This is a genomic window from Pauljensenia sp. 27098_8_83 (genome assembly GCF_041432695.1).
Lineage (GTDB): Bacteria > Actinomycetota > Actinomycetes > Actinomycetales > Actinomycetaceae > Pauljensenia.
Map to the genome: position 1 here is coordinate 1 of NZ_JAPWAD010000038.1, position 3,373 is coordinate 3,373.

A 3,373-nucleotide genomic window follows, 5' to 3' on the forward strand; every position below is an offset into this window, starting at 1 on the left:
TCGGGGAGTTCTTCAGCGGCTGCGCTTTTGAACCCGGTGAATCCATCCATCGCGACGATCTCAATGTGGCTGCGCCACGTATCGGGGCGGGAGGCTAGCCAGGTTGTGACGACCTGCTTGGAGCGGCCTGGGACCATATCCAGGAGCCGGGAGGGACCGCGACGGTCTCGTATAGGAGTCAAGTCCAAGATGACGGTGACGTATTTGTCGCCGTCAGGGGTGTGGGGCCACACGTGTTCATCCACACCGATGACGCGCACCCCCTCGAAACGATCAGGATCACCTGTGAGTATGCGCTGGCCTTCACCTAAGATCGCGGTATTGGCAGTGTTCCATGACACGGCCAATACGTCGGCGATGCGTGCCACCGTCAGATGGTGGACCACCAGGCCCACCAGCGCCCAGCGCACCGCTGCGCGCGAGAGCTTGGCGCGTGGATCGGCCGCTGCACTCATGTTTTGACGCCACACGTGAGCACACGTCTGGCACCGGTAGCGACGCACGCTCACATGCAAAATCGTGGGACGCCACCCATATGGCTCGTGCGCCAAGCGCCTAACCACCGTGTCGCGTACAACGCCCTCGCCCCCACACTGTCGACACCACCGATCCTCACCCACTACCTTGCAGGCCAAGACGGTCCGATCGCCTCCGACACGCTGACCCATCACTTCCAGTCCTAGGTCATCCAGGCCCGTGAATGCGCTCAGGTCAGGGCGATCAAAGGTAGCATTGGACATGTCGAGGTCTTTCAGATGGACGGTGTCGGAACCCCCATCATCGAAAGACCTCGACCCCTACCCGGCCACGACACGCCGAACCCCACCCACCACACCCTCAATTATAAAGAGCCGGGAAACGTCGTCCACTACGCCGCGATCAAAGCCTTCATTGAGGAACTCGGCACCCGCTACGACATTCGGGAGATCGCCTACGACCGGTGGGGCGCGGTGCAGATGAGCCAGAACCTCGAGGCTCTGGGCTTCACCGTGGTGCCTTTCGGTCAAGGCTTCAAAGACATGTCCCCGCCGAGCAAGGAGCTGATGAAGCTCGCCCTCGAGGGCAGGATCCAACACGGCGGGAACAAGGTGCTCGCTTGGATGGTCGACAACATCCACATCCGCACTGACCCCGCCGGCAACATCAAACCCGACAAACAAAAATCCACCGAGAAAAGCGACGGCGTCGTCGCCCTCATCATGGCCCTAGACCGAGCCATCCGAAACGGCAACGCAGCACCCGCGCACTCGGTGTACGACGAGCGCAGACTACTGTGCTGTGACGGTTTTAGATGTCGAGGTGTTCGACAGGGAGCGGTTGCGCCTTATCGTGTAGCTTGGCCGTTACCTCTGGGGTCAGTTGTTTGCTTAGCTCGTCCCAATTGTCGGCAACGAACAGTTCGTAGGTGGGCTGCCACCATTCTTCGCCGTTGGCAACGTCAGCCCAAGCGTCCTCGCCGAGATGCGCGCTCGCTTGCCATGCAACTGCGCTGCGCTTTGTGACAGCGATCTTGCCCTTTGGCGTCGTATAAGCGCGGTAAACAGTTTCGCGTCCATTGCTAATCTGTGCGGCCCGGCTGGCAGAGCGTCCTTGGAAGGACACAACTACAGGCTTGCCGTCCCTTTCAATCTCGACCCGAACTTCCTCGAACTCAGAGTTTGTTGACATGACACACCTCAATCGTTGCAGCTTAACCCTAGGAGTAACCTGTGGGCATATTTAGATGGATTAGGAACAATACTACTCGCGCCACGGACCACACGATCGGCTCAAACTACTCGTTCCTGTTTAGCCCCACAAGCGCTGGGCGGGCGGTGAACGAGCGCACTGCCATGCAGATGACCGCCGTGTATTCGTGTGTGCGGATTCTGGCTGAGACCATCGCCGGCCTACCGTTGCACGTCTACCAGACCCGTAGCGATGGCGGGAAAGAGAAGGCCGTCTCTCATCCGCTCTACCGGCTGCTGCACGATGAGCCGAACCCGGAGATGACGAGCTTTGTGTTCCGGGAAACTGGGCCTCTGTGCAAGTTGTTGACGGTTTGTTTATGCGACTGTTGTCCAGGCCGCTTGGTGTAGTTCGTATTCGATGGGGGGTGCCGCCCAGGCTGGTGTGGATGCGGCGGCGGTTGTAGAAGTCTTCGATCCAGGTGGCGACCCCGGTGTAGACCTCTGAACTGCGCCCCGAAACTTAGACGCGTTTAATGGTAGCCGTTATGCGGCTTCCCGTAGGGCCTGATCCCGGTATTCTCGCCGGGGCATGTACCAGTGTAAGAAAAGCGGTAACCCCGGCGATGCAGCCAAAGCTGGGGATCGTTCCGGGGTCTTCGCCAGTAGAGTTTACCCTAGTTGGCGCCGCCGCAGGTCTTGTCCATCTGCTGTAAATCTGACACTCTGGAGATGGACGCCTGATAGTGCTCCAATTCCGAGGCCCGTGTTTCGACACGGGCTTTCGCGTTGCTGTGGGTCAGCAATCTAGCTAGGACCAGAGGTCGAGCTCGCGCCAATTCTCGGGCGTGCCCAGGCGATAGAATGAGACGAGCTGGTTGTGAGGATAGCTTTCCAGAACGCCTGCGAGGTCAGGTACACCTCCATCTGTTCCCAAAACAGCATGCAGATAACGTATGAGGCTGAGCTGACCAAACACGAGATGTGAGACGCTCTCAACTGGCTTCATACGAGGATCATCGATTGTCTTTGGTTTAATGTCGAACACTCGCGTAAACAAGCGAGCATGATGAGCCGAATAATTCCGCAGAATATTGAGCGACTTTAGCCACGACTCCAATTGCGGCCCGCTCATATTGCACTCTCTAGCTATGCGATTGCGAGCAGGGTTGGGAGTAAACCTGTACAGGTGGGAGAGCATTCCCCAATCCATGACTTCAACAGCCACCCAGACAGGAAGGACTCCGTCATATTGGCTGCGGTGGTGCTCGACGAAGTCCTCCCGAGAGCTACGCAACGCTTGGCGATATTTCCTTACCCAGTCATCATGCTCAGTAGCGCCCTTAGTGCGCTTTGAAGGATTGCTCGCGGTGGCACTGAGCTTCGATGCATCGAGGTGAATCAGCGGGTCAAGTGCCCCGAGATGGTAGCCAAGCAATGAACGGATCGCTAGCTCTATGGGAGCAAGGTTCGCAAAAACCGCGTGGCGCAATCGAGCATCGAAGTCGTAGAGCGCGAGGACAAGATCGAGGGTGGCGCCGTCCTTGAAAACATCGAGTGCCGTATGTGTTTGGGGATCTACTTGACGCATCGAGTGCCAGTAACCCGATAACCGATAGTAGTTATGCGTACGCAGAACTTCGGCAGCATGAGCCGGATCGTCGATGCCCATTCCTCGTGACTGGAGGATACTGACCTGTTCCTCA

At 57.9% G+C, this 3,373-nt stretch carries 4 protein-coding genes and 2 pseudogenes; 2 read left to right on the forward strand and 4 right to left on the reverse strand.

What is annotated here, in order from left to right; genetic code table 11:
* The coding region (locus tag O3656_RS10130) for an ISL3 family transposase (protein WP_500063945.1) at positions 1–740 on the reverse strand (740 nt) is incomplete at its 3' end.
* A 114-nt stretch (positions 741–854) separates the two neighbouring features.
* Here O3656_RS10130 and O3656_RS10135 point away from each other — a divergent pair.
* A pseudogene (locus O3656_RS10135) lies at positions 855–1,274 on the forward strand (terminase TerL endonuclease subunit); the annotation flags it as partial.
* Positions 1,275–1,287: 13 nt separating this feature from the next.
* Here O3656_RS10135 and O3656_RS10140 read toward each other — a convergent pair.
* On the reverse strand, positions 1,288–1,668 hold the full coding sequence (locus tag O3656_RS10140) for an EXLDI protein (protein ID WP_500063946.1): 381 nt from the start codon (positions 1,666–1,668) through the stop codon (positions 1,288–1,290).
* A 170-nt stretch (positions 1,669–1,838) separates the two neighbouring features.
* On the opposite strand from O3656_RS10140, the gene O3656_RS10145 reads away from it, so the two are divergent.
* Positions 1,839–2,078 (forward strand): phage portal protein, encoded by a 240-nt coding sequence (locus O3656_RS10145; protein ID WP_500063948.1) that lies wholly within the window; start codon positions 1,839–1,841, stop codon positions 2,076–2,078.
* Here the strand turns inward: O3656_RS10145 and O3656_RS10150 are convergent.
* Together O3656_RS10150 and O3656_RS10155 are read right to left on the reverse strand one after the other, a co-directional pair.
* A pseudogene (locus O3656_RS10150) lies at positions 2,079–2,157 on the reverse strand (integrase); the annotation flags it as partial. It abuts the gene before it with no gap.
* Between the two features lie 321 nt (positions 2,158–2,478).
* The coding region (locus tag O3656_RS10155; protein WP_500063947.1) for an Abi family protein at positions 2,479–3,373 on the reverse strand (895 nt) is incomplete at its 5' end.